Here is a 24686-nt window from a genome sequence, read left to right on the forward strand (position 1 = left end):
TTTCAATATATGCCGATATAACCCTAGTGTTTATGCTGTGCGGCCTCTGAATGAGCCGACAACGGCAATTGGGACGGTAATGGAAGTAGGTGCAATAGGCTTCGTCATCGCGGGGCTGGTAGTGGGGTTCATCGTCGGCATGACGGGTGTAGGCGGCGGTTCGCTGATGACGCCCATCCTGCTCTGGTTCGGCATCAATCCCGCCGCGGCGGTGGGCACCGATCTGCTGTATGCGGCCATCACCAAGGCAGGCGGGGTCTGGGTCCACCAGCGCAATCGCAACATCGACTGGTCGGTGACCGGCTGGCTGGCTGCGGGCAGCGTACCGGCCGCCGCCCTGACCCTGGTCGCGCTCGCGCTGCTGCCGGGCGACCAGCACGCCACCAATGAGCTCATCAAGCATGCCCTGGGCATCGTGCTGTTGCTGACGGCCAGCGCCATTCTCTTCAAGAAGCAGATATTCGCCTTCGCCAGCCGCCACGCTGGCGACCGCCTCCATCTGAGCAACGGGCGCCTGAATGGCCTGACGGTGCTCACCGGTGTCGTGCTGGGCTTCATGGTCACCCTGACGTCCATTGGCGCTGGAGCCCTGGGGACGGTGGCGCTGTTCATGCTCTATCCGCTGTTGGCTACCCGTCGCCTGGTGGGCACCGAGATCGCCCATGCGGTACCCCTGACCCTGGTGGCGGGGCTGGGGCATGCAGGCCTGGGCAATCTCGACTGGCAGGTGCTGGGCTTTTTGCTGCTCGGCTCCCTGCCGGGCATCTTTCTCGGCAGTCATCTCTCCGGGCGGGTACCGGATGGGGTGCTCAGGCCTTGCCTGGCCGTCATGCTGATGGTCATAGGGGCCAAGCTGGTGGTCTGACGCGCCGCCTCGCGCGTGACGACCATTCGTCGGCCGACCGGCGTTGGCCGACGAAAAACAACGCTTCGATGATGGCTTTTTGCTCAATTTGTTATCGCAATTGCCGATAGCCTGGGGCACAAGAACCTTGCCCGGAGCTACCCATGATCCCCACTGCTGCTGAGCCTGTTGCCCTCGATGTAGCTTCTGCCTACCAGAGCCTGCGGCAGGCGCTGGACCGCTCCCTCGCCATCGTCGAGTTCGATCTCGAAGGTACAGTGCTGGTGGCCAACGACAACTTCCTGCAGACCTTCGGCTACACCCTGGACGAGGTACGCGGCCGCCACCATCGGCTGTTCTGTCCGCAAGAAGTACTGGAGAGCGGCGATTACCCGAGCTTCTGGGAGACGCTGGGACGGGGCGAATTCCACAGTGGCGTCTACCGCCGGCAGCGCAAGGACGGCCGCGTGGTCTGGATCCGCGCGACCTACAACCCGCTGCTCGACGCCGAGGGGCGGCCGGTGCGCATCATCAAGTTCGCCACCGATATCACCGAGAGTCGCCTGCAGGCGGTGGAGTACGAGGGCAAGATCGCCGCCATCCATAGATCCCAGGCGGTGATCGAATTCGACCTGCAGGGCAACGTGCTCTGGGCCAACGACAATTTCCTCGGCATGACCGGCTACGCGCTGGAAGAGCTGCGCGGTCGCCATCACAGCCTCATGTGCCCGGCCGACTACGCGCGGTCGGCGGATTACGCCTTGCTGTGGAATCGGTTGGGGCAGGGGATCTTCGATTCCGGTGTCTACAAGCGCATCCGCCGCGACGGTCGGCCGATCTGGATCCAGGCGACCTACAATCCCATCCTGGATGCCGAGGGCCGAGCCTACAAGGTGGTCAAGTTCGCCACCGACGTGACGGCTGCGCAACTGCAGGCGGCCGAGTTCCAGGGCAAGATGGCGGCCATCGACCGTGCCCAGGCGGTGATCGAGTTCGATCTGCACGGCAACATCCTCGACGCCAACGAAAACTTCCTGTCCGCGCTCGGCTACAGTCTGGAGGAGGTGCGGGGCAAGCATCACCGGATCTTCTGCGAGCCGGACTATGCGCGTTCGCCGGGCTATCGGCTGTTCTGGGAAAAGCTCGGGCGTGGCGATTTCGATACCGGGTTGTACAAGAGACGCGCCAGCGATGGGCGCCAGGTATGGATCCAGGCGACCTACAACCCCATCCTCGATGCCGAAGGACACCCCTACAAGGTGGTGAAGTTCGCCAGCGACGTGACCGAGAGCCAGCTACGCAACAGCGACTACGAGGGCAAGGTGGCGGCCATCGATCGTTCCCAGGCCATGGCCGAGTTTTCCCTCGAGGGCACGGTGCTCACCGCCAATCGCAATTTCCTCCTGGCACTGGGCTACCAGGCCGACGAGGTGGTGGGCAAGCATCATCGGATCTTCTGCCCCGACGACTATGCCCGCTCCGCCGAGTACCGGCTGTTCTGGGACAAGCTGGCGCGGGGGGAATTCGACGCCGGGGTGTACAAGAGACGCAACAGCCGTGGCGAGGAGATCTGGATCCAGGCCACCTACAATCCGATCTTCGATGCCGACGGCAAGCCGTGCAAGGTGGTGAAGTTCGCGGTGGACATCACCGAAAGCCAGATCCGCAACAGTGATTATGCCGGCAAGGTGGCGGCCATCGACCGCGGCCAGGCGGTGATCGAATTCGACCTCACCGGCAAGATCCTCGATGCCAATCGCAACTTCCTGGCGACCCTCGGCTATCGCCTGGAGGAAATCCGCCATCAGCATCACCGCATCTTCTGCGAGGACGAATACGTCACCTCGGGCGAGTACCGCGAGTTCTGGACGCGGTTGGCGCAGGGCGAGGTGTTCGGCGGCCGCTTCATGCGGCTGAGCAAGTTCGGCCAGCGGATCTGGATCCAGGCCACCTACAACCCGATCTTCGATGCGGAGGGCCAGGTGCACAAGGTGGTGAAATTCGCCACCGACATTACCCGCCAGGTGGAAATGGAGCAGCACGTGCGGCAGAAGATCGAGCAGATGAATCTGTCGCTGCACGCCTTGACCCGTTCGATCAACCAGATCGCCGAGACCACCGACGAAGCCAATCGCATCGCGCGCCGTACCCTGGAGGAGGCGGAGCGTGGGTCGCTGACGCTGAACCGGTCGCTCGATGCCATGGAGACCATAGGCACTACCGCGGGTGGCATCCAGGACATCGTCCAGGTGATCAGCGACATCGCCAACCAGACCAACATGCTGGCCTTCAACGCCGCCATCGAGGCCGCGCGGGCCGGGGAGCATGGCCTGGGCTTCTCAGTGGTGGCCGACGAGGTGCGCAAGCTGGCGGAGAAGTCGTCCCAGGCGACCAAGGAGATCAACAAGCTGATCCTGGAGTCGGTGAAGAGCATCGCCCAGGGCAGCGAGATCTCGCGCAGTGTCGGGGAAGCCTTCGGCCTGATCGCCGAAGGCATGGGCAAGACCCAGCAGTCCATCGAGGCGATCAACGGCTCGACGGCGCTGCAGCTCGACGATGCGGCGCGGGTCAATCAATTGATTCAGGAACTGGATGCGGCGACCAACGCCGCGAGTCCGCTCCCGGTGGGAGGGCGTCCGTGAGTCTGGCCCAGGGCGTGGTCCGGATCGGTGACCTGGAGGTCGCCGTGCCCGCTCTCGCACTGGAGCGCGTGGTGTCCTGGCCGGAGCGCCTGACCGCCCATCCCAGTCCTGCGCCCTGGTTGCTCGGCCTGTTCGAATTGAGCGGTCGGCCGCTGCCACTGGTGGATGGCCATGGGCTGTTGGGATTGCCGCCGCCGGATACGCCGCGCCGGGTCGCGGTGATCCGCCACGGCGGTGGTCGCTTCGGCCTGAGCGTCGATGGGGTGGTGGACGTGCTGCGACTGGCGGACGAACTGATTGATCGCCTCCAGGGTCCGGCCGGCCGATTGCTGGGACGGATCCATCTCGATCCGGACAGCGGACGGCTGGTGCATCTGCTCGACCTGGATGCCCTGGTGGCGCTGCCGGATTTCGAGCTCAGTAGCGAGTCGCCCAGGGACAGGCGGGAACTGGCCGGGGCCGGCAGTGGCCAGGAGCGGCTCTATCTGCTGTTCGAATGCGATGGCCGCCGCCTGTGCCTGGATGCGGCGGTGGTGCAGGAACTGGTGGACCGGCCGCAGCTGAGCGCCAGCGAATTCGCCAGCGACTGCTGTCGCCAGGAGGCCGAGCTGCGCGGGCAACAGTTGCCGGTGCTGGAATTGTGCGAGCTATTGGGGCTGGCCAGCTCGGCGCCGACGCAGCGCCGGCAGTTGCTGGTGCTGGTGGCCGGCGAGCAGGGGGAGTATCGTGTGGCCTTCGGTTTCGACCAGCTGCTCGGCATGTGGCGGCGTGATCCGGCGCACTGCGCGCCGCTGCTCGGCTTCGGTCTGCAGCAGCCGGACTTGTTGCGGGGGATCTTCACCGATCCCCAGGGCGAGGCAGCGGTGGTGATCGATCACCTGGCGCTCGGGCGCCTGGAGGCGACGCTGGCCTACGCGCGTATCTATCGAACCGACCGTAATTTGCTGGTCGAGCAGCGCAGCCAGGCTCGTCGCCAGCCCTGCCTGACGTTCCTGGCCGGGTTGGCGTTCGCCGTGCCCCTGGACCAGGTGGCCGAGGTGCTGCCGCTGCCCGGACATTACCTGCGCCTGGGGCAACCCGATCCCCGGCTGCTGGGCATGATGCAGGTACGCGGCCAGCAGATCACCCTGATCTGCCTGCGCACCCTGGCGGGCGAGCGGGCCGTCGAGATCGGGAGCGGCGACCAGGTGATCGTGGTCGAGGGACAGCACCGGCGACTGGGCTTCGTCGTCGAGCGGGTGGAAGCCATAGATACCTTCACCGGCCTGCGCGAGGACGCCCTGGCGCGCAGCTGGCAACCGGCCCTCGAAGGAAGCGTGGCGCCGGCGCTGCGTGCGCAGAGTTGGGTCGGCGTTGGCGCGCCGGGCAACAGCCGCCAGGCGACCCTGATCGATCTGTCCGGCCTGGCGCGACGTCTCGAGTTGGCGACGCGGCAGCCCGTACCGAGTCCAACGGCCGCCATCCATGGCTGACCGCTGGTCGCCTCGCTGAACGGTAGTCCGAGACGATTATCCCGGCCGTCGCACGGCGGCCGGCCATTGCCGACCGAGGCGATGGGTGCAGGCTAGAGCCGCTAAGCTTTTGCGGCGGGGCGCGGTTGGCAAGCGCCGCCCGGCGTAGCCTGCGGGGGCGAGGTCGGACAACTCGTCCGGCGAGGCGTCAAGAAAATTCCTGGCGCGTCGAACCAGAGAAAGACACAACTTTCCTGGGTGATCCCATGTTCAACTCGTCGCTCAAACGCCGTATTGCCGAACTCGAAGCCGAACTGGCGGACCATCGCCAGCTGCGCACGGCGTTCTGTAACGATGCTCTCTGTCTACTGCTGGACGCCCAGGGCCGGATCGAGGATTTCAACGAGAATTTCGGCCTCTGCTTGGGCTATGCCCCTGGCAGCCTGAGCGGGCAGAAGCTCGACGACATCATTCCGGATTACGTGAAGTGCATGGATTGCTATCGGGATCTCAAGCGCAGTTTCAGCGAGGGGCGCCAGATCAGTGGCATCTACCGTCTGCTGCGTGGGACAGGTGGTGTGGCCTGGCTTTATGCGATCTGGACGCCGGTCCGGGATGCCCAGGGGCAGGTCAAGCAGATCCGCTGCTATGCCTACGACCGGACCGAGCAGGTGGAAACCTCCACCGAGCATTCGGGCATCATCAATGCGCTGCTGCGCTCCACCGCGGTGATCGAATTCAATCTGTCCGGCGAGGTGCTCACCGCCAACGAGCGCTTCCTGCAGGGCATGGGCTATTCGCTGGCGCAGATCGTCGGCAAGCACCATCGGATGTTCTGCGGCCGCGAAGAAGCGGACTCCGTCGACTATCGGGGCTTCTGGGAGCGGCTCAATCGTGGTGACTACGTGGCCGGTCGTTTCAAGCGCATCGACAGCCACGGCCGTACGGTCTGGCTGGAGGCGTCCTACAACCCGGTGCTCGATACCCGTGGCGAACTCTACAAGGTGATCAAGTTCGCTACCGTCATCACCGAGCAGGTGGAGCAGGAACTGGCCGTGGCCGAGGCGGCGCGGGTCGCCTTCGACATCTCCCAGACCACCGATGAAAGTGCCCGCCAGGGCGCCGCCGTGGTGCAGGATACCGTCGCGGTGATGACACGCATCGCCGATGAGATCCAGGTCGCCGCCAATGGCATCGAGGACCTCGGCAAGCAATCGCTGGTGATCAGCGCCATCGTCAAGACCATCAGCGGCATCGCCGAGCAGACCAATCTGCTGGCGCTCAACGCGGCCATCGAGGCGGCGCGGGCAGGCGAGCAGGGTCGCGGCTTCGCCGTCGTGGCGGACGAGGTACGACAACTGGCTGGCCGCACCAGCAAGGCTACCGAGGAGATCGTTGGCGTGGTGCAGCAGAACCAGCAACTGGCACAGACGGCGGTAGCCAACATGGCGGCCAGCCGGCAGCAGGCGGAGCAGGGCTTGCAACTGGCCGGCGATGCGGGGCTGCGCATCACCGAGATCCAGGATGGCGCTCGCCAGGTGGTCGGAGCGGTCAGCCAGTTCGCCCGTCGCCTTAATTGAGGCGGGCTTCCGGATCCTTGGCGTCGTCTGCCCAGCCAGCGGCGCTGTACCAGCGGTAGCCGCTGGCGTCGAGCTCCAGCCAGCGACCCTGGTGGATGACGAGCTTGGTGGCTTCGCTCGGTGTGGCCAGGTCGGCTGCCACCAGCAGGCTACGGATCAACCCGCCGTGGGCGACCAGTAGCGTAGGGCCCTGGAGGCTGGCCAGCAGCGGCCGCACGCGCTCCGCGACATCCGCGTAGCTTTCGCCACCGGGTGCGCGGAATCCATAGGGTGCCCGGGCGCGTTCGGCATGCTGGAGGGGATAGCGGGCGGCGATGGCCTGGGCGTCGAGGCCTTCCCATTCACCGAAGGCCTTTTCCGCCAGGCGTTGGTCGGTTCCCAGGGCGCGGGGGCGGCCGGCGACCTGCGCCAGGATCAGGCTCAGGGTCTCGCTCGCCCGACCCAGGGGACTGCTCAGGCAGGCGAAGCTGGTCAGGTCGAAGCGCTCGCGCAAGGCCAGGCCCACGGCCTGTGCCTGGGCACGGCCGCGCGCATTGAGGGGGATGTCCTGGCGACCCTGCAGGCGGCCGCTGGCGTTCCAGTCGGTTTCGCCGTGACGGATCACCAGCAGGGGGATAGGTAGGACCAAGCGCATCAATCCAGGGCAGTGGGCAGGTTCAGGGTGAAGCGATTGTGACCCTCGACGGTACTGGCGGTGAAGGTGCCGCCATGGCCACGCACGATTTCCTGCGCCAGGTACAGGCCCAGGTCCAGGCCCGTGGGGCTACCCGACCCTGACTCGACGATGCGGGGCTGGAACAGCTGGTCGAGCTCGGCGGGCTGCAGCGGTACGCCGTCGTCCTCTACCCGTAGCCGATAGGCGCGCTCGTGGATCGCCCCGCTGAGACGGATGTCCTGGCCCGGTGCCGATTGCGCTACGGCCTGCTCCAGCACCGCATGCAGCGCCTGCAGCAGGCGGGGCGCGTCCAGGCGCAGCGGAGCGGACAACGCTGGCAGCTGGGCGCTGAAGGTCAGACGTGGATACCGGTTGCGCACCTGGGACAGCAAGGTGTCGAGGCGGTCGTTCATATCGTCCACCCACGCGAGTTTCAACGGCAGGCCGCTACCCAGTTGCGCGCGAATGAAATCCGCGGCGTCAGCGCTGCGTTGCGCGAGCTGTTCGACGGTGCCGTACCAGGCGCGTACCGCCGGAATTTGCTCGGCAAGGCTCTCGGCGGTCAATGCCAAGCTTTGCAGAGGCACGCGCAGGTCCTGGTCGAACAGCACCAGCAACTGCTCGCGCAGGGCCTGCAGATCGGCATCGCTGCGTGGTCCGGGCGTTTCATCGCGGCGGCGCTCTTCCTGCAGGATCAGCTCGCCGATCAGGGTGGCGTAGCCTTCCATGACGGCCGCCACGGGACGCTGTTCCAATTGCGGTTGTGGCTGGCTATCGAGCGCGCAGAGGGTGCCGAAAAAGGTGCCGTTGGGACGAAAGATGGGGACCGATACGTAGCTTTTCCAGCCGTAGAGGCGGGGCGCTGGATGGTCGCAATAGGTCAGGCTGCGCTCCACGTCGGGGATGATCACCGACTCGTGGGAGGAGCGAACGTGGTTGCAGAGCGTGGATTCGAGTTCCAGTTCGGCACCGGGCAGCAGGCCGAAGTCCATACGGTCGTGGACGGCGCAGGCGACCCAGCGATCTTCGGTGACTTCTGCCACCGTGGCGACCCTCAGGCCACTGAGGTCGCAGACGACGCGCAGCAGCGTGGCGACGGAGTCCAGCGACCTCAAGAGTTCGACGCTTTCGACAGCGCTGGAGTAAGGCGTTGGCATTGCAGTGCGGCTCTTTGGCGATTCGAACCTAAACGCTAGGCTACGCAGGCTTTCTGGGCAACTTTCATCCGCCGGTTAGTTGCCGCTAGCCGATGAGGTCGGTCGCGTAGGCCAGGATGGTGAGGCAGAGCAGGATGAACAACAGGGTGCCTGGGGTGATTCTTTTCATCAGCGAGATCCTCTCACTCAAGGTCTTTTCCTTGTCCAGGGCCGCCTGGCGTGATGAAGATGGTGCGGGATACCCCGGGGAGCGACGTGAAGGGGTTCATCTCTGCGTCTCGATACGGCTGGCAAAGGACAGCTGTCGGAACGTCACTGTCGCCGTTCGTTCAGCCGGTGCCAGGGGAGGTGCGACGTCTGGTCAAAGCGGCGGCGCGAGCGGTTTGACCCGCCGCCGCGCCGCGCGGTTGCCAAGCGGCGGACGACCCGGTAGCGTGATGGCCCATGCACCTATTCCTCTGCCCCATCAGCGCCTATTACCCCTACCTGATCATCAGGTGGTAGGGACTGCGCTGCATGACCGAACCGCCTAGGGCGGCTCGGTCAAGGCAAGTCCTCCCGGTCTCCCTGGCACCGTCCAGCTACAGGAGAACCCATGGACAGCACCACCCAAGACCTGCTCACCACCCTCGAAGCCCGCGGCTTCATCCACCAGGCCACCGACCGCGACGGACTCGCCCGTGCCTTCGCTGCGGGGCCGGTGACCGGCTATCTCGGCTTCGACGCCACCGCCGACAGCCTGCACGTCGGCCATCTGCAGGGCCTGATGCTGATGCGCTGGCTGCAGCGCGCCGGCCATCCCGTCCTGCTGCTGATTGGCGGCGCCACTACCCGCATCGGCGATCCGAGCTTTCGCGACAGCAGCCGTCCGGTGCTCAACGATGGCCAGATCGCCCGGAACATGGCCGGCATCGCCAAGGCCTTCCACCGGTACCTGGAAGTGGGCGACGGCCATGGCTGCGCCCAGGTGGTGGACAACGCCGAATGGCTCGACGGACTCGGCTATTTGAATTTCCTCGGCGCCGTGGGCCGGCATTTCTCCATCAATCGGTTGTTGACCTTCGACGCCATCAAGAACCGTCTCGACCGCGAGCATTCGCTGTCCTTCGAGGAGTTCGGCTACACCCTGCTGCAGGCCTACGATTTCGTCGAGTTGTCGCGCCGCTATGGCTGCACCCTGCAACTGGGTGGCGCTGACCAATGGGCCAACATCATCAATGGTGTGGAGCTATCGCGCCGACAGGGCGGGCCCCAGCTCTACGGCCTGACCATGCCGTTGCTGGCTACCCGCGACGGTCGCAAGATGGGCAAGTCGGCCCAGGGCGCGGTCTGGCTCAACGAGGAGCGGCTGTCGGCCTTCGACTTCTGGCAGTTCTGGCGCAATTGCGACGATGCCGACGTCGAGCGTTTCCTGGCACTGTTCACCGAACTGCCGCTGGATGAAGTCCGCCGGCTAGGCGCCCTGGGTGGCGTGGAAATCAACCTGGCCAAGACGGTGCTCGCCAACGAAGCGACCCGGCTCGCCCATGGCGAGGTCGCCCAGCGTGAATCCGAGCAGGCCGCAGCCGAGGTGTTCGCCGAGCGGGAGGAGGGCGGTCAGTTGCCTGCGCTCGTCCTGAGCCGCGCCCAGTTGGCGGCGGGCGTCAGCCTCGTCGAATTGCTGGTGGCCGCGGGCGTGCAGCCATCGCGCAGTGCCGTACGCCGCCTGGCGGAGGGTGGTGGCCTGCGGCTGGATGAGCAGGCGGTGATTGATCCCGATCTTCGGCTGGCCATGACGGACGCCGGGCGACGGGTGAGCCTGGGCAAGAAGCGGCATCTGCGTATCGCCTTGGTGGATTGAGGAGACACTATGAACGTCTGTGTGATCGGTGCTTCGCGAGGCATAGGGCTGGGCCTGGTGGAGGGCTATCTGGCGCAGGGCGCCAAGGTGCTGGCGGTGGTGCGGACGCCGAATGCGCACCTGCAGAAGGTGGCAGCGCAGGCCGGTGGACGGCTGCGGGTGGTGGTCGGTGATCTGTGCGATCCGCAGCTGGGTGTGCACCTCGCGGAAGAACTGCAGGGCGCGCCGCTGGACCGCCTGATCGTCAATGCCGGCATCATGGGGCCGATGGAGGACGAAGGGCGGCGCGCGACGGCGACCGAGTTGGGCGAGTTGTTCCTGACCAACGCCGTGGCGCCCCTGCGACTGCTGGAGGTTCTGGCACTGCACGTGGCCGCCCAGGGCGTCGCGGCCTGTTTGAGTTCGCAGATGGGGAGCGTCAGCCTGGCGCGCGCCGCGGGGATGCCGCTCTATGGCGCCAGCAAGGCGGCACTGAACAGCCTGTTGCAGAGCTGGGTGGCCGGGCGGCGCCCAACCTTCGCGGTACTGGCACTGCATCCGGGGTGGGTGCAGACCGAGCTGGGCGGGGCGCGCGCACCGGTGGCGATCAGCGACAGCGTGGCCGGGCTGGTGGCGGTCATCGAATCCCGCGCCGGCCAGGCGGGTTGTGCCTTCCTCGACTATCAAGGCCAGGTATTGCCCTGGTGAGGGGTGGCCGAATCGCTCAGGCCAAGTGAGCGATTCGGCCCTTGTCCGACCTCTGGGCGCGATCGAAGATGCAGGCAGTCTCTAGCGGGAGTACGAGCATGCGCATCGATGATCGAACCTTCCTGGTCACCGGCGCCGGTTCCGGCCTCGGCGCGGCTACGGCCCAGGTGCTGATTGCAGCAGGCGCCCGGGTGGCGCTGCTGGACCTGCAGGCCGAGGCGGTACAGGCCCAGGCCGAACGCCTGGGCCACCAGGCCCTCGCCCTGCCGGTCGACGTGACCGATGCCGAGGCGCTGACGGCGGCTGTCGAGGCCATCCTGGCGCATTGGGGCGGTTTGCACGGGGCGATCAGTTGCGCCGGCATCGTCGGTGGGGCGCGTATCCTCGGGCGCAACGGGCCTCACGATCTGGCGTCCTTCGCCCGCATCGTCACCGTCAACCTGGTGGGTAGCTTCAACGTGCTGCGGCTGGCCGCGGCGGCCATGGCCGAGGGCGAGGCCGATGTCGGTGGCGAGCGGGGGGTGATCATCAACACCGCCTCCATCGCCGCCTTCGACGGCCAGATCGGCCAGGCCGCCTATGCCGCCTCCAAGGGAGGGGTCGCGTCGCTCACGCTGCCGGCAGCCCGCGAGTTGGCCGCCCAGGGCATCCGGGTCATGACCATCGCACCGGGGGTGTTCGAGACGCCGATGATGGCCGGCATGACTTCCGAGGTGCGCGAGGCCCTGGCCGCCAATGTGCCCTTTCCCCCACGGCTCGGGCGTGGCGAGGAATTCGCTGCCCTGGTCCGCCATATCATCGAGAATCCCATGCTCAACGGCGAGGTGATCCGGCTCGACGGCGCCTTGCGCATGGCCCCACGCTAGGAGATCCGCCATGCACGATCCCATCGTCATCGTCGCCGCCGCCCGTACGCCCATGGGCGCGCTGGGGGGAGAGCTGGCCACGCTGTCGGCACCGCAACTGGGCAGCGCCGTGGTACGTGCGGTACTGGAGCGCGGCGGCTGGTCGCCGGAGCGGGTCGACGAGGTGCTCCTGGGTTGCGTACTGCCGGCAGGGCTCGGTCAGGCACCGGCACGCCAAGCCGCCCTGGGCGCCGGTCTGGCCCAGAGTACCCGTTGCACCACCCTGAACAAGATGTGCGGTTCAGGCATGCAGGCGGCCATCCTCGGCCATGACCTGCTGCGTGCCGGCAGTGCCGAGGTGGTGGTGGCCGGCGGCATGGAGAGCATGAGCCGGGCACCCTATCTGCTGGAGAAGGCGCGTAGCGGCTACCGCCTCGGCCACGGTGCGCTCATCGACAGCATGTTCCTCGACGGCCTGGAAGATGCCTATGAGCCTGGTCGCCTGATGGGCACCTTCGCCGAGGACTGCGCGGCGCGGCTGGGCATAGCTCGCGAGCGCCAGGATGCCTATGCGCTCAGCTCCCTGGAACGGGCGCGGCAGGCCCAGGCCAGCGGCGCCTTCGCCGCGGAGATCGTGCCGGTCGAGGTGACCGGGCGTAGGGAAACCCTGCGCATCGCCACCGACGAGCAACCGCGGCGCGCCGATCCCGCGCGCATTGCCACGCTCAAGCCGGCCTTCCGCGAAGGCGGAACCGTGACCGCGGCCAATGCCAGTTCCATTTCCGATGGCGCAGCGGCCTTGCTGCTGATGCGTGCCAGCACGGCGATGCGCGATGGCTTGCCCCCCCTGGCGACGATCCGCGGCCATGCCGCCCATGCTGGCGCACCGGGCGACTTTCCCACCGCGCCTATCGCGGCCATCCGCACCTTGCTGGAGCGCATCGACTGGCAACTGGCAGATGTCGACCTGTTCGAGATCAACGAGGCCTTCGCCGTGGTGGCCCTGGCTGCTCAGGACGCCTTGGGGCTGGACCCGCGGCGCCTGAATGTGCATGGTGGGGCCTGCGCCCTCGGCCATCCCATCGGCGGCTCCGGTGCCCGCATCCTGGTGACCCTGCTGCACGCCCTGCGCCAGCAAGGTCTGCGCCGTGGCGTGGCAGCCATCTGCATCGGTGGCGGCGAGGCCACGGCCCTGGCGCTGGAACTCAATGACTAGAAAGGACAAGACCATGAGCGATGCCTCTGCCGAACCGACCCTGCTGCTGGACATCCAGGCGCGGGTCGCCCTCATCACCCTCAATCGGCCCAAGGCGCTGAATGCCCTCAACGCCCAGTTGCTCAGCGACCTGGACGCCTTGCTGGCGCGCCTGGACGCCGACCCCGAGGTGGGCTGTGTGGTGCTTACTGGCTCGGCCAGGGCCTTCGCCGCCGGCGCCGATATCAAGGAAATGGTCGGGCAGGGCTATCCGCAGATCTACCTGGACGACTACTTCCGCGTCGCCGATCGTATTGCCGAGCGGCGCAAGCCGCTGATCGCCGCGGTGGCTGGCTACGCCCTAGGAGGCGGTTGCGAGCTGGCGTTGCTGTGCGACTTCATCTACGCCGCCGACACGGCGCGCTTCGGCCTGCCGGAGATCACCCTGGGGGTCATCCCCGGTATCGGCGGCACCCAGCGCCTGACCCGCGCCCTGGGCAAGGCCAAGGCCATGGAGCTGTGTCTTACCGGTCGGCAGCTGGATGCCGCCGAAGCCGAGCGCGCAGGCCTGGTCGCCCAGGTATTCCCGGCGGACGAGTTGCTGGAGCGCACCCTGGTAGCCGCCCGTGGTATCGCCAGCCGTTCCCTGCCCGCGACCCTGCTGCTCAAGGAAAGCGTCAACCGCGCCTTCGAGACCAGCCTGGCCGAGGGTATCCGCTTCGAGCGCCGGGTCTTCCATTCGCTGTTCGCCAGCGCCGACCAGAAGGAAGGCATGACCGCCTTCGTCGAGAAGCGGCCGGCGAAATTCAAGCATCGTTGAGCGCACCCGACGCTCGTCAGAGGCGCTAGACTGACCGTTTGAGCCCAGCGTTGCAGAGCCTTCGGATGCGTATCGAACCCTTGCCACCCCTGACCAATCTGATTGCCTTCGAGGCAACGGTCAGGCTCGGCAGCTTTACCCGGGCGGCGCTGGAGCTCAACCTCACGCAGAGCGCCATCAGCCGTCAGGTGGCGCAGCTGGAGGCCTTTCTCGGTCGTGCGCTGTTTCGTCGAGAGCACAAGCGGCTGCACCTGACGGTATCGGGGCAGCGCTATGCCGAGCGGGTCCAGCAAGTGCTCGCGGGTCTCGCGGAAACCACGGCGGATGTCATGGATCTCAGCGGGGAACAGCAGCTGGTGCTGGCCTGCTCCTCGGGCGTGGCCGCTCTGTGGCTGGGCCCGCTGATCGGCCGCTTCGCCAGTGCCTTTCCCGGCATCGACGTGCGCCTGCGGGTGCTGGACAACCTCGATACCCTGCTCAAGCCCGAATTCGATCTGGCGCTCTATTTCCTGCGTGAGCCACCGCCCCCTGGGTTGGCCGGTCGCCAGTTGTTTCCCGAATGGGTGGGCGCCTATTGCGCGCCGGATTACCTGGGTGGGCATCAGCTGTCACCCCCGGAACTGCTCGACCGGCGCCTGCTGATGATCGAGGACGGGCAGCGCCGCTGGCTGTCCTGGGCGGAATGGTTCGCACGCCTGGGCCATCCCGCCCCGCGGATACGCCAGCGGCTCACCGTGAGTCAGTACCCCATCCTGGTCGATCTGGCGGTAGCCGGCCACGGTATCGTCCTGGGTTGGCGCCCCATGATCGATGCCCACCTGCGCTCGGGTGCGCTGGTGGCAGCCTGTAGCGAATGCGTGCAGGGGCAGGGGGGGTACTACCTGCTGTGGCCGGGCGATCGTCAGCCTGGCCTGGCGGCACGCCGTTTCGAGGCCTGGCTGAACGACAGCCTGAGTGCACCGCACTGACACCACTTGCATGCGCCAGACGCATGCAAACACCTGCAATCAGCGTTTTCCTGCGCTCCGAATAGCCCCTTAAGCTCGGCGGCAGAGGGCAGAGATCCTCGTCCTGTTTCCTTTATCGAAACTGCCGTCGCCGCTGCAGGGACTCCCAAGTTTCCTGCGCGACTCGCATTCAGGGAGCCAACAATGCAGAGCGCTACGACTTTCCCGCAGCCGTCCATCCTTCAGCGCCGCCAGGCCAACAAGGCGGTCGTCGCCACCGTGATCGGCAACGGTCTGGAGTGGTTCGACTTCACCGTCTACAGCTTCTTCTCCGTCATCATCGCCAAGGTGTTCTTTCCGAGCGCCAGCGAACTCACCTCCTACCTCCTGGCCCTGGCGACCTTCGGCGTCGGTTTTTTCATGCGCCCGGTGGGGGGCATCCTGCTCGGCATCTACTCCGATCGCCGGGGCCGCAAGGCGGCGCTGTCGCTGACCATCCTCTTGATGGCCGCCGGTACCCTGATCATCGCCGTGACCCCAGGTTATGCCCAGTGGGGGCTGTTCGCGCCAGCGCTCATCGTCTTCGCCCGCTTGCTGCAGGGCTTTTCCGCGGGGGGCGAGATGGGCAGCGCGACCGCCTTTCTCACCGAACACGCGCCCGCCGGGCAAAAGGCCTATTACTCCAGCTGGATCCAAGCCAGCATCGGAGTGGCGGTCGCTCTAGGCGCAGGCTGTGGCGCGCTGCTGTCGGCGCTGCTGACCCCGGAGCAACTGGAGAGCTGGGGTTGGCGCCTACCCTTCCTGTTCGGCTCCCTGATCGGCCCCATCGGGTTCTACATCCGTAGCCGTATCGACGAAACCCCGGCCTATGCCGCCGCTGAGCGTGCCCAGTCGCCGTTGCGCGAGGTACTGCGCAGCTATCCCCGCCAAACCGCGATCACCTTTTCCATGGTGGTGCTCTGGACGGTCTGCACCTACGCCGTGCTGTTCTACCTGCCGTCCTACTCCACACGGGTGCTGGGCCTGCCCAGTGGACTGGGCTTCAGTGCTGGCGTGCTCGGTGGCCTGGTACTACTGGTCGCCACCCCGCTGGTAGGACGCCTGGCGGATCGCCATGGCAAGCGGCGCTGGCTGCTGGGGTCGGCCATCGCCATCTTCTGCGTCACCTGGCCGCTGTTCTGGATGCTCAATCGCTGGCCGGGGCTCATGTCCCTGCTGGTGTTCCAGGCCGTGCTGGGACTGCTGATCTCCGGCTATCTGGGTGGCTTGCTGGCCGCCTTCGGCGAATTGTTGCCGACCCGCGTGCTCTCCACCGGGCTGTCGGTGGCCTACAACTTCGCCGTGACCCTGTTCGGCGGCTTCGCCACCTTCACCGTGACCTGGCTGATCGCTGCCACCGGCAGCCATCTGGCGCCAGCCTTCTACATCATGTTCGCCGCGGCCATCAGTGCCGGGGGCGCCGCCCTGTTCCGCGACGCAGCCAGCGGCCATCAACCGGGAGAATCCGCATGACTCAAAGTACCCCCCTGCTGCTCCGTAGCGGCAAGCTGCTCGATCTCACCACCGGCACCTTGATCACCGGTAAAGAAGTCCTGGTGGAAGGCGAACGCATCACCGCCGTGCGCGACCAGAGCGCTGTGCCGCAGGCAGGCATCACCGTCATCGACCTGGGCGGCCGGACCCTGATGCCGGGCCTCATCGACTGTCACGTGCATGTGCTGGCCTCCAGCGCCAACCTCGGGTTCAACGCCCTGCAGCCCAACGCCATCATCATGTACCGCGCGCTGCCTATTCTCGAGGGGATGCTCGCCCGCGGCTTCACCACCGTGCGCGATGCCGGTGGCGCGGACTGGGCCCTGGCCCGCTCCATCGCGCTTGGCCTGGTACCGGGACCGCGCATTTTCGCCTCCGGCAAGGCGTTGTCGCAGACCGGTGGCCATGGCGACATGCGCGCCCGTGGTGAACTGCTGCTGAGCGAGCCGTGCAGCTGCTGCTTCCGCGCCGGCGCCATCGCCCGGGTGGTGGATGGCGTGGACAACGTACGCAAGGCCGTGCGGGAAGAACTGCAGCAGGGCGCCAGCCAGATCAAAATCATGGCCTCCGGCGGGGTGTCCTCGCCCACCGATCCCATCGCCAACACCCAGTACAGCGAGGCCGAGATTCGCGCCATCGTCGAGGAAGCCGAGGCGGCCAATACCTATGTGATGGCCCATGCCTATACCGCGCGAGCCATTCGCCGCGCCGTGGCGTGCGGGGTGCGCACCATCGAACATGGCAACCTGGTAGATCGGGAGACGGCGCAGTTGATGCGCGAGCGGGGCGCCTTCGCCGTGCCCACCCAGGTGACCTACGAGATGCTCGCCGAGCACGGTGCTCGCTACGGTCTACCGGCGGATTCCGTGGCCAAGATCGAGGACGTGCGCCTGGCCGGTCGCCGTGCCCTCGAACTCTATGCCGAGGCAGGCGTCCCCATGGGCTATGGCTCCGATCTGCTGGGCGAGATGCACGAATACCAGACCCAGGAACTCCGCATCCGCGCCGAGGTACTGGGCAACCTGGAAGCTTTGCGCAGCGCCACCAGTGTCGCGGCGAGCATCCTGCAGCGCGAGGGTGAGCTGGGTTGCATCGCGGCCGGTGCCTTGGCGGATCTGCTGGTCGTGGATGGCGATCCGCTGACCGATATTGGCTGCCTGGTGGGGCAGGGTGAGCGCCTGGAGGTCATTCTCCAAAGCGGACGCGTGGTCAAGAATCGCCTGGGTTGAGGGGAGTCTTACCGGTTGGTCGAGGTCTCCTGTAGCGGATAGCGTCAGTGGAGACCTCGCCATGCCCCTTACCGCAGCCGAACTCGGCAACCACTACCAGGCCTATCTCGATTGCCTCAATCGCCAAGCCTGGGCGGAGTTGGGCCGTTACGTCGACGCGGCCGTCGAGCATAACGGCCGTCCGCTGGGGCTGGCCGGCTACCAGGCCATGCTCGAAGGCGATCACGCCGCCATTCCCGATCTACAGTTCGTCGCACGGTTACTGGTGGTGGAGCCGCCGTGGCTCGCAGCGCAGCTGGACTTCGATTGCCATCCGCGGGGCGAGCTGTTCGGCCTGGCAGTGAATGGCCGTCGCGTCCGCTTCAGCTAGCATGTCTTCTATCGTTTCGCAGCAGGACGTATCCGCGAGGTGCGCTCGGTGATAGATACGGCGACGATAGCGGCGCAGCTGTGAGGGTGCGGGCGGTAGCCATCAGCTACTCAACCCGCGCGAAATCTTCATAAAGCCAACCTGGCCTGGACCTCGTCGAGACCCAGGCCGGTCCATCCATCACAGATGCAGGGCCCGACCCAGGGCACGCAGCGCCGCTTCCTGCACCGCCTCGCCCAGCGTGGGGTGGGGATGCAGGGTGGCGGCGACGTCTTCCAGTTGCATGCCCATTTCCAGGCTGTGGGAAAAGGCCGTGGCCAGTTCCGCCACCTGCTGCCCGGTGGCTTGCCAGCCTAGGATGCGATGGTCATCGGCGCGGGCCACCACCCGCACGAAGCCTTCCGGCGCCTCCAGGGTGAGGGCGCGACCGTTGGCGGCGAAGGGGAAGCTGGCGACCTTGGTCTCCACGCCCTGGTCCTTGGCCTGCTCGGGAGTAAGACCGACCACCACGATCTCCGGATCGGTGTAGCAGACCGCCGGAATGGCCACCGGGGCGAAGCGCCGCCGCTTGCCGGCGATCAGTTCGGCCACCACCTCGCCCTGGGCCATGGCGCGGTGTGCCAGCAGCGGTTCGCCGGTCAGGTCACCAATGGCCCAGACGTCGGTCATGCTGGTGCGGCAGCCGTCGTCGACACGGATATAGCGACCATCGAAATCCAGCGGCAGACGCTCCAGGCCTTCGGTCCTCGGCCGGCGACCCGCGGCGACCAAGATGCGCTGGGCCGGTAGGACGCGCTCCTGGCCCTCGGCGTTGGTCATCCGCAGACCGGCGCCATCATCGGCCAGGCCGGCGACTCGGCAATTCAAGTGCAGTTCGATGCCCAGCCGCTCCAGGCGTTGGCGCAGTGGGCCGGTCAGTTCGGCATCGTAGCCGGGCAGCAGCCGCGACTGGGCTTCCACCACGGCGACCCGGGCGCCCAGCTTGCGATAGGCGATGCCCAGTTCCAGGCCGATGTAGCCGGCACCGACCACTACCAGGTGCTCGGGGATTTCCGTGGGCGACAGGGCTTCGGTCGCTGATATCACCGGCCCGCCGAAGGGCAGGTTGGGCAATTCCACCGAGGTGGAGCCCATGGCCAACACCAGGTGTTCGGTACGGATACGCAAGCGTTCGCCGCCCGGACGTTGTACTTCCACGGTCTTGCCGTCGAGGATCTCGGCCCAGCCTTCGATGACCGCCACCCCCCGCTTCTTCAGCAGGGCGGCCACGCCAGTGGTGAGGCGATCAACGATGCCGTTCTTCCAGGCCACGGCCTGGCCAAGGTCCAGGTCCGGGCGACCATGGCGGATGCCGAGGGAACCCTGGTCAGCCCGACCACAGGCGCGCTGGTACTCCTCGGCGACATGGATCATGGCCTTGGAGGGAATGCAGCCCACGTTGAGGCAGGTACCGCCGAGGGCAGCACCTTCTACCAGGGTGGTGGCGATGCCCAGCTGGGCAGCGCGCAGGGCAGCGACATAACCGCCCGGGCCGCCGCCGATGATGAGGAGTCGGGTATCCATGGCTACTCCAGGAAAAGGGTGGCGGGTTGTTCGAGCAGCAGGCGCACGGCCTGGATGAAACTGGCGGCGTCCTGGCCATCGATCAGCCGGTGGTCGAAGGAGGCGGAGAGATTCATCAGCTTGCGCGGCACCACCAGGCCATTGCGGAAGGCCGGCCGTTCGACGATGCGGTTGACGCCGATGATGGCTACCTCGGGATGGTTGATGATGGGGGTGGAGGCGATACCGCCCAGGGGGCCGAGGCTGCTGATGGTCAGGGTAGAGCCACCCAGTTCGTCGCGACTGGCCTTGCCGCTGCGCACCGCGGTGGCCAGGCGCGCCACTTCCTGGGCACAGCCCCAGAGATCCAGCGCCTCGGCATGGCGCACCACCGGCACCGCCAGGCCCTGCTCACCCTGGGTGGCGATGCCCAGGTGCACGGCGCCGTAGCGGGTCAGGGTGCTGCTCTCTTCGTCGAAGCGCGCATTCATCTGCGGGAAATCCCGAACCGCCACCACCAGCGCCCGGGCCAGGAAGGGCAGTAGGGTGAGGTGGGCGCGACGCCCTTGCCAGCGCTGGTTGAGGGTGGTGCGCAAGGCTTCCAGCTCGGTGACGTCCACCTCTTCTACATAGGTGAAGTGGGGGATGTGACGCTTGGCGGCCTGCATCTTCTCGGCGATCTTGCGTCTCAGGCCAATCAGCGGGATGCGCTCCTCGCCGCTGCGTTTCGCCAGGCCACCGCCACCACTGGCAGCAGGAGGCAGACCAGCATCGCGCTGCTGCACATAGGCTTCCAGGTCGCCGTGCAGGATACGGCCGCCCTGACCACTGCCAGTGACGAATCTCAATTCGATGCCAAGGTCCCAGGCATGTTGGCGTACCGCGGGCGAGGCCAGCGGTGGACTGCCTGGGGCGGGGCGGGAAGTCGGTCGGTCGTCGTCACGATGGACCTCCGGTTCTGGCGGTCGCGGGGGCGGCGCGGGCTTGGCTGCTTCTGGCCTGAGTGCCGGTGCGGGAGCTGATTCCTCTGCCGCTGATCGACTAGCCTCGCGCAGATTGCCGTCGCCGGCCACCTCCAGGCGGATCAGCTCGGCACCGACGGCCATGACTTGGCCAGGCTCGCCGCCCAGGACCACCACCCGGCCCACTACCGGCGAGGGAATCTCCACCATGGCCTTGTCGGTCATGACATCGGCGAGGGTCTGGTCTTCGCTGACCTCGTCACCCACCGCCACGTACCACTTGACCAGTTCCACCTCGGCGATGCCTTCGCCGATGTCGGGCATCTTGATGACATGGGTACCCATCTCAGGCCTCCATCACGCGCTTGAGCGCGGCGCCGACGCGGGACGGACCCGGGAAGTAGTCCCATTCCTGGGCATGGGGATAGGGGGTATCCCAGCCAGTCACGCGCTCGATGGGCGCCTCCAGGCGATGGAAGCAGTGCTCCTGCATCAGGGACACCAGCTCGGCGCCATAGCCGCAGGTGCGGGTGGCTTCGTGGACTACCACGCAGCGACCGGTCTTGTTCACCGAATCGGTGAGGGTCTGCAGGTCCAGCGGCCAGAGGCTGCGGATGTCGATCACCTCGGCGTCGATGCCGGTCTCGGCGGCCGCCGCCAGGGCGACCCAGACCGTGGTGCCATAGGTCAGCACCGTGACCTGCTGGCCGGGACGGACCACGGCGGCACGCTCCAGCTCGACCCGGTAGTAGCCATCCGGCACGGCGCTGGCGGGGTGCCCCGACCAGGGCGTCACCGGGCGGTCGTGGTGGCCGTCGAAGGGGCCGTTGTAGAGGCGCTTGGGTTCGAGAAAGATCACCGGGTCGTCGCTTTCGATGGAGGCGATCAGCAAGCCCTTGGCGTCGTAGGGATTGGAGGGCATCACCGTGCGCAGGCCGCAGACCTGCGTGAACATGGCCTCGGGGCTCTGGCTGTGGGTCTGGCCGCCGTAGATGCCGCCGCCGCAGGGCATGCGGAACACCAGCGGCGCGGTGAACTGGCCCACCGAGCGATAGCGCAGCCGCGCCGCCTCGGAGACGATCTGGTCGATGGCCGGGTAGACATAGTCGGCGAACTGGATCTCCGCCACCGGCCGCAGGCCGTAGGCGCCCATGCCCACCGCAGCACCGGCGATGCCGTTCTCCGAGATGGGCGCATCGAACACCCGCGAGGCGCCATATTTGGCCTGCAGGCCCTCGGTGCAGCGAAAGACGCCACCGAAGTAGCCCACGTCCTCGCCAAACACCACGACGTTGCTGTCGCGTTCGAGCATCACGTCCAGCCCCGAGCGGATGGCCTGGATCATGGTCAGGGTGCTGCGGCTGCCGGCCTGGGTCGGCAGGTCGGTTTCCTGTTGTACGGTCATGGCATCACTTCCCGAGCTGTTGGCGTTGGCGACGCAGGTGCGGCGGCAGGTCCTGGTAGACCTCCTCGAACATGTCGGCGGCGCTGGGAGCGAGATCGCTGGCAAAGGTGCCGTGGGCTTCGGCGGCCTTCTGGGCAGCGGCCACCTCGGCTTCCAGCTCGACGCCCAGCGCCTGGTGCTGCGCATCCGACCAGAGGCCGCGACCGATCAGATGCGCCTTGAGCCGGTCGATGGGATCGCCCAGGGGGAAGTGCGCCCAGTCGTCGGCGGGACGGTACTTGGACGGATCGTCCGAGGTGGAATGAGGACCAGCGCGGTAGGTCACCCACTCGATCAGGGTCGGCCCCAGGTTGCGGCGGGCGCGCTCGGCGGCCCAGCGCGAGGCGGCCAGCACGGCGAGGAAGTCGTTGCCATCCACCCGTAGCGCGGCGATGCCATAGCCCAGGCCGCGGGTGGCCAGGGTGATGCCCTCGCCACCGGCAATGGCCTGGAAGGTGGAGATGGCCCACTGGTTGTTGACGATGTTGAGGATCACCGGCGCCCGGTAGACGTGGGCGAAGGTTAGGGCGGCATGGAAGTCGCCTTCGGCGGTCGCGCCGTCGCCGATCCAGCCGGCGGCGATGCGGGTATCACCCTTGATCGCCGAGGCCATGGCCCAGCCTACCGCCTGGATGTACTGGGTGCCCAGGTTGCCGGAAATGGAGAAGAAGCCGAGGTCGCGGTAGGAATACATCACCGGCAACTGGCGACCCTTGAGCGGGTCGCGGGCATTGGACAGCAGCTGGCAGATCATTTCCTCCAGCGGCGCCTCCCGGGCGATGAGGATGCCCTGCTGGCGATAGGTGGGGAAATGCATGTCGTCCGGGCGCAAGGCCAGGGTCTGGCCAACGGCGATGGCTTCCTCGCCCAGGCACTGCATATAGAAGGAGAGCTTCTTCTGCCGTTGGGCCTTGAGCATTCGCGCATCGAACAGCCGCGTCTTGAGCATGGCTCTCAGGCCTTTCAGCAGCAGCTCGGGCGCTTCTTCCGTGGCCCAGGGACCCACGGCCTTGCCGTCGTCGTCGAGGATGCGGATCAGCTGGGTAGCCAGCTCCCGGGTATCCACCGGCGCCACGTCCACGGCTGGCCTTGGTGCGCTGCCGGCCGGGCAGAGTTGCAGATAGCCGAAGTCGGTGGGGCGTCCCGGGCGGCCGCTGGGCTCGGGGACGTGCAAGTGTAGGGGAGGGTAGTCGCTCATGGCCGCACCTCTGGAGAGCAGGGGATACGGGCGAGTCGCAGGACGGGTTGGCCGTCCGGATGCGCTGCAGGGTGCCACATGGTGGGGGCCTCGGCATTCTTGTTATTGGCCCCCTGAGTATAGGCCGCCCGTGCTAGCCGTTTTGCCGCAATTTCAGGGTGGGCAGGGCAGTCTTTTGGTGCTATTGAACTCCCTACAAGAACAACATTGGAGGTTTTGCACCATGGCTGGCCTGGACCGCATCGACCTGCGCATCCTCAATGCCCTGTCCACCGATGGGCGCCTGAGCTGGCGCGATCTGGCGCAGAAGATCGGGTTGTCGTTGACCCCGACGCTGCGACGGGTCAAGCGCCTGGAAGAGGAGCGCTACATTCAGGGCTATCACGCCCAGCTCGACGAAACCCGGCTGGCCGGCAGTGTCAGCGTCTTCGTCTCGGTGCGCCTGGAAAAGCAGTCCACCGACTATCTGCGCGCCTTCGAACGCGAGATCGTCAAGGCGCCCCAGGTGATGAGCTGTTTCCAGATGACCGGCGATGCGGACTATGTGCTGCGGGTGGTGGTTCAGGATCTGGCGGCCTACCAGCATTTTCTGGCCGATACCCTGACCTGCATTCCCGGGGTTGCCAGCGTGACATCAGCCTTTTCGCTCAAGGCCGTGCTGCTGCGACCGGCACCGCCGCTTTGAGGGCGGCTCAGACGGCCAGCGAGCTACGCGCCTGCTGTGCCTGTTGCTCGCAATAGCGTGCGTCTTGCAGTCGGGTGATGTCGAGTATGAGGGTGACGAAGCGCCGACCTTCCCTATCGCTGAGTCGTACAGGCAGGGCACCGTCGGGTGCGAGGGGGCCGAACAGGCAATCGAGGTTCTTGACGCACGAGACGAAGCGCTGGGTCAGGACGTACATGGCGGGCCAGACTGATCGTTGAGGTGGCGATGTGACACTGTTCACATCGCCGCGGTTCCTCAAACAGCCTGCGACCGAAGGATCAAGCGCTGGGTGTAACGGAGTAGGCGACGCCGTTGACGGTATCGATCAGCTGACCGATGGACCAGGGCTTGGGCAGGAAGCGCACCTTGCACTTGATGCTCGCCGTCGAGGGCGTCTCGTAGCCAGACATGACGATTATGGGCATGTCTGGCCACCGTTGGCACACCAGATTCGCCAATTGCGCGCCATCCATGGAACCGGGCATGCGGATGTCCGTCAGCAGGATGTCGATGTTGGCCTCTTCCTTTTCCAGAATCGGCAGAGCGGCATCTGCGGAGTCAGCGGCGATGATATTGAAGCCTTCGGGTTCGAGGATCTCGCGGACGAAGTCCGCTACCAGAGGCTCGTCGTCCACCACCAGGAGGGTGGGTCGGAAGACAGGGGTTCCCGGCTGTTCTGCGCGCATGACTGGACCTTATATACAAGACGTTGCTGAGCCTTGGAAAGCGGTGGCGAGAGAAAATTCCCCCGCGTCAGTCAAGGCTGATCCATGGCGTCAGATTTCTGTCTGGCAGCATTAATTCTTTCGTCAGTCGCAGCTTTTCCGCACTGCGACCCTAGGTCGCGCATATTTGGTTACGTTTTGCTCAGCGCCTCTAGTCTGGCGTTTTGAGCGCTGCCTGTAGCCTAAAAACAGGGAATTAAGCCTGCGTCAGAAAATAGCTGGCATATGACTTGTATTAGTCATACCAACTGCAGGACGCAGAGCTCCTTCGTCACGTCCCAGTGGCCCTACCTTGAACCCAGGCTTTGCTCGTA

At 66.2% G+C, this 24686-nt stretch carries 20 protein-coding genes and 4 pseudogenes; 16 read left to right on the forward strand and 8 right to left on the reverse strand.

Annotated features, from left to right (window positions below; translation table 11 throughout):
* Positions 1-79: 79 nt before the first annotated feature.
* The 6 genes and pseudogenes from RND78_RS13600 to RND78_RS28285 form a co-directional block, all read left to right on the forward strand.
* On the forward strand, positions 80-865 hold the full coding sequence (locus RND78_RS13600) for a sulfite exporter TauE/SafE family protein (RefSeq protein WP_312729457.1): 786 nt from the start codon (positions 80-82) through the stop codon (positions 863-865).
* A gap of 143 nt (positions 866-1008) precedes the next feature.
* Positions 1009-2871, forward strand: a pseudogene (locus RND78_RS13605) (PAS domain S-box protein); the annotation flags it as partial.
* Between the two features lie 168 nt (positions 2872-3039).
* Positions 3040-3486: pseudogene (locus RND78_RS28275) on the forward strand (methyl-accepting chemotaxis protein); the annotation flags it as partial.
* Entirely contained in the window at positions 3483-4958 is a 1476-nt protein-coding gene (locus tag RND78_RS13610) for a chemotaxis protein CheW (RefSeq protein ID WP_312729459.1), read from the forward strand. The pseudogene RND78_RS28275 and the gene RND78_RS13610, both read left to right, overlap by 4 nt.
* Positions 4959-5203: 245 nt before the next feature.
* Positions 5204-5974: pseudogene (locus RND78_RS28280) on the forward strand (PAS domain-containing protein); the annotation flags it as partial.
* A 105-nt stretch (positions 5975-6079) separates the two neighbouring features.
* Positions 6080-6517 (forward strand): annotated as a pseudogene (locus RND78_RS28285) (methyl-accepting chemotaxis protein); the annotation flags it as partial.
* Here the strand turns inward: RND78_RS28285 and RND78_RS13620 are convergent.
* A complete protein-coding gene (locus RND78_RS13620; RefSeq protein WP_312729462.1) occupies positions 6510-7145 on the reverse strand; it encodes a histidine phosphatase family protein in 636 nt (211 codons plus the stop codon). The pseudogene RND78_RS28285 and the gene RND78_RS13620 sit on opposite strands and share 8 nt — an antisense overlap.
* Before the next feature lie 5 nt (positions 7146-7150).
* Positions 7151-8329 (reverse strand): ATP-binding protein, encoded by a 1179-nt coding sequence (locus RND78_RS13625; RefSeq protein ID WP_312729463.1) that lies wholly within the window; start codon positions 8327-8329, stop codon positions 7151-7153.
* Positions 8330-8924: 595 nt separating this feature from the next.
* On the opposite strand from RND78_RS13625, the gene tyrS reads away from it, so the two are divergent.
* The 9 genes from tyrS to RND78_RS13670 all read left to right on the forward strand — a co-directional run bounded on the left by tyrS (position 8925) and on the right by RND78_RS13670 (position 17795).
* Positions 8925-10169 carry a tyrosine--tRNA ligase gene (tyrS, locus tag RND78_RS13630; protein ID WP_312729464.1) on the forward strand — a complete coding sequence of 415 codons (1245 nt, stop codon included), beginning with the start codon at positions 8925-8927 and terminating at the stop codon, positions 10167-10169.
* A gap of 9 nt (positions 10170-10178) precedes the next feature.
* Positions 10179-10856: an SDR family NAD(P)-dependent oxidoreductase gene (locus RND78_RS13635; RefSeq protein ID WP_312729465.1), complete on the forward strand. Its 678-nt coding sequence runs from the start codon at positions 10179-10181 to the stop codon at positions 10854-10856.
* A 98-nt stretch (positions 10857-10954) separates the two neighbouring features.
* Positions 10955-11722: an SDR family NAD(P)-dependent oxidoreductase gene (locus RND78_RS13640; protein WP_312729466.1), complete on the forward strand. Its 768-nt coding sequence runs from the start codon at positions 10955-10957 to the stop codon at positions 11720-11722.
* A 10-nt stretch (positions 11723-11732) separates the two neighbouring features.
* Positions 11733-12917, forward strand: a complete 1185-nt coding sequence (locus tag RND78_RS13645) for an acetyl-CoA C-acyltransferase (protein WP_312729467.1) — start codon at positions 11733-11735, stop codon at positions 12915-12917.
* 13 nt (positions 12918-12930) lie between these two features.
* Positions 12931-13716: an enoyl-CoA hydratase gene (locus RND78_RS13650; RefSeq protein WP_312729468.1), complete on the forward strand. Its 786-nt coding sequence runs from the start codon at positions 12931-12933 to the stop codon at positions 13714-13716.
* 65 nt (positions 13717-13781) lie between these two features.
* Complete coding sequence (locus tag RND78_RS13655) at positions 13782-14684, forward strand: LysR substrate-binding domain-containing protein (protein WP_312729470.1); 903 nt, start codon at positions 13782-13784, stop codon at positions 14682-14684.
* Between the two features lie 183 nt (positions 14685-14867).
* On the forward strand, positions 14868-16175 hold the full coding sequence (locus RND78_RS13660; RefSeq protein ID WP_312729472.1) for an MFS transporter: 1308 nt from the start codon (positions 14868-14870) through the stop codon (positions 16173-16175).
* Entirely contained in the window at positions 16172-17425 is a 1254-nt protein-coding gene (locus tag RND78_RS13665) for an amidohydrolase family protein (protein WP_312729473.1), read from the forward strand. Before RND78_RS13660 ends, RND78_RS13665 begins: the two co-directional genes overlap by 4 nt.
* Before the next feature lie 61 nt (positions 17426-17486).
* Positions 17487-17795: an ester cyclase gene (locus RND78_RS13670; RefSeq protein WP_409457050.1), complete on the forward strand. Its 309-nt coding sequence runs from the start codon at positions 17487-17489 to the stop codon at positions 17793-17795.
* 180 nt (positions 17796-17975) lie between these two features.
* On the opposite strand, the gene lpdA is transcribed toward RND78_RS13670, so the two are convergent.
* From lpdA to RND78_RS13690, 4 genes are read right to left on the reverse strand one after another with little or no spacing between them, the layout of a single operon-like run.
* Positions 17976-19358 (reverse strand): dihydrolipoyl dehydrogenase, encoded by a 1383-nt coding sequence (lpdA, locus tag RND78_RS13675; RefSeq protein WP_312729475.1) that lies wholly within the window; start codon positions 19356-19358, stop codon positions 17976-17978.
* Between the two features lie 2 nt (positions 19359-19360).
* Positions 19361-20644 (reverse strand): dihydrolipoamide acetyltransferase family protein, encoded by a 1284-nt coding sequence (locus RND78_RS13680; RefSeq protein ID WP_312729476.1) that lies wholly within the window; start codon positions 20642-20644, stop codon positions 19361-19363.
* Between the two features lies 1 nt (position 20645).
* Positions 20646-21704 carry an alpha-ketoacid dehydrogenase subunit beta gene (locus RND78_RS13685; protein WP_312729477.1) on the reverse strand — a complete coding sequence of 353 codons (1059 nt, stop codon included), beginning with the start codon at positions 21702-21704 and terminating at the stop codon, positions 20646-20648.
* Positions 21705-21708: 4 nt separating this feature from the next.
* The gene (locus RND78_RS13690) at positions 21709-22941 is read right to left on the reverse strand and encodes a thiamine pyrophosphate-dependent enzyme (RefSeq protein ID WP_312729479.1); all 1233 of its coding nucleotides are present in this window, start codon (positions 22939-22941) and stop codon (positions 21709-21711) included.
* Positions 22942-23164: 223 nt separating this feature from the next.
* Here RND78_RS13690 and RND78_RS13695 point away from each other — a divergent pair, with 223 nt between their 5' ends.
* The gene (locus RND78_RS13695) at positions 23165-23626 is read left to right on the forward strand and encodes an Lrp/AsnC family transcriptional regulator (protein WP_312729481.1); all 462 of its coding nucleotides are present in this window, start codon (positions 23165-23167) and stop codon (positions 23624-23626) included.
* A gap of 7 nt (positions 23627-23633) precedes the next feature.
* Here the strand turns inward: RND78_RS13695 and RND78_RS13700 are convergent, their stop codons facing one another.
* Positions 23634-23843 (reverse strand): hypothetical protein, encoded by a 210-nt coding sequence (locus RND78_RS13700; RefSeq protein ID WP_312729482.1) that lies wholly within the window; start codon positions 23841-23843, stop codon positions 23634-23636.
* A gap of 82 nt (positions 23844-23925) precedes the next feature.
* Positions 23926-24333: a response regulator gene (locus RND78_RS13705; protein ID WP_312729483.1), complete on the reverse strand. Its 408-nt coding sequence runs from the start codon at positions 24331-24333 to the stop codon at positions 23926-23928.
* Positions 24334-24686 lie beyond the last annotated feature (353 nt).

The organism is Pseudomonas oryzihabitans (assembly GCF_032027545.1).
In the GTDB taxonomy this organism is placed as follows: Bacteria; Pseudomonadota; Gammaproteobacteria; order Pseudomonadales; family Pseudomonadaceae; genus Chryseomonas; species Chryseomonas oryzihabitans_F.